Below are 1,062 nucleotides of genomic sequence, written 5' to 3' on the forward strand. Positions count from 1 at the left end.
AGAACTTCGGCAACGGCATCCAGGTGGCTGCGCTGTAACGGGACCGAGGTGCGTCGCCCCCGCTTCAACGGGTGGCGACGCACCTCGGAGTCCGCAGCGGAAGATGCAACCTACGGTATTCCAGTCCGGAGCCCGTAGCACTTGCCAGCCTTGGCAAGCACTCGACAGGTTTTCAGCAGTCTGAACCCGCCCTATTCTGGGCGGTTTTTTTTTCTTCGCCGGACCTTGGGGCCGCGCTTCGAGCGCGGCCATTTGCGTGCCATCACGGCGGCGGCCAGCTCGCATCAGTGGCGCGCTCGCCAACTACCAGGCCGCAGTCGGGACGGGCAAATCGCGCGCATCCAGGCAGAGAGCTGACCCGCCCAAGCCCGGTGTCATTGGCTTCAAGACGGCTTGGCTCGACGCAGTCAGTTCCGGGGGGCAACTGTGTTCGTTCGGCCAACAGTGCCATGAAATGAGTTTGCCTACGCCCAACACCAACCCTGACAAAGTTTCGCCAGACGGATCTCGGAAAGCGCCAAGATTCCATGAAAAATCTTTTATTTTCAATACGTTAGGCAGCTTACTGCAGCGACCTCCCAGGGCCTGGCACGGCCCATGCTCTATATCCTTCGAGCGCAACAAACGTGCTCCCCCAACCGAACCCCCAGGAGACTCACCATGCAATCGACCCTCATGATCAAGGATCTGCCGCTAGACCAGGAACTCGACGGCAAGACCATGTCCGCTGTGCGCGGCGGCCACGCCCTCTCTCTTGTCGGCGGCAACTTTCAGAACGTCATCGGCGGCGGCGGCTTTGCCAGCCCGACCATCGGCGTGCAGATCGGGCCGATCGTGAACACGATCGACGCGAGCACACACCTCAACCTGAAGCTCCCCACCCTGCAGAACTTTGGCAACGGCACCCAGATGGTCGCGCTGTAACGCTGCATGCGGGAGTCCCGCCGACGCGGGACTCCCCTCAACCGAACCCCCAAGGAGACTCACCATGCAATCGACCCTCATGATCAAGGATCTGCCGCTCGACCAGGAACTCGACGGCAAGACCATGTCCGCTGTGCG

1 protein-coding gene is annotated in these 1,062 nt (G+C 61.4%); it reads left to right on the forward strand.

Going from position 1 to position 1,062, the window contains the following annotated elements; all coding sequences use genetic code 11:
• Positions 1–660 precede the first annotated feature (660 nt).
• Entirely contained in the window at positions 661–924 is a 264-nt protein-coding gene (locus AC1Q6V_RS34610; RefSeq protein WP_010813231.1) for a hypothetical protein, read from the forward strand.
• Positions 925–1,062: the final 138 nt, after the last annotated feature.

It is taken from the genome of Cupriavidus sp. GW823-FHT07B10 (assembly GCF_058794355.1).